Raw genomic sequence first — 342 nt, 5'->3', positions numbered from 1 at the left:
TGCCCATGTAGGCGATGGGATCGTTGCCGCCACTGCAACCGCTGAGCTCGGCACCCGAGTAGGCCACGACCGCGCGGAACACCTTGGCGCGGGCGCAGGCGATCGCGTACGACATGCCGCCGCCGTAGCTGAAGCCACCGGCGAAGCGCTGGGCCGTGTCGACGCACAGGCCCGCTTCCAGCTGCTTCATCATGTCGTCGATGAACGTCAGGTCCTGCCCACCGGGGTTGGCCCAGCCGTTGCCGTTGCCCTGCGGTGCCACGAAGATCGTGCCGTTGTTCGCCGCGTCCGCGAGCTTGCGCAGGCCGTAGTACGACCAGTTGTAGCCGTCGGTTCCGCCGG

At 68.1% G+C, this 342-nt stretch carries 1 pseudogene; it reads right to left on the bottom strand.

What is annotated here, in order from left to right:
• A pseudogene (locus UK23_RS47925) lies at nucleotides 1-342 on the bottom strand (poly(3-hydroxybutyrate) depolymerase); the annotation flags it as partial.

The organism is Lentzea aerocolonigenes (assembly GCF_000955955.1).
GTDB lineage: Bacteria > Actinomycetota > Actinomycetes > Mycobacteriales > Pseudonocardiaceae > Lentzea > Lentzea aerocolonigenes_A.
This window is presented reverse-complemented; position numbering and strand designations above follow the sequence as displayed.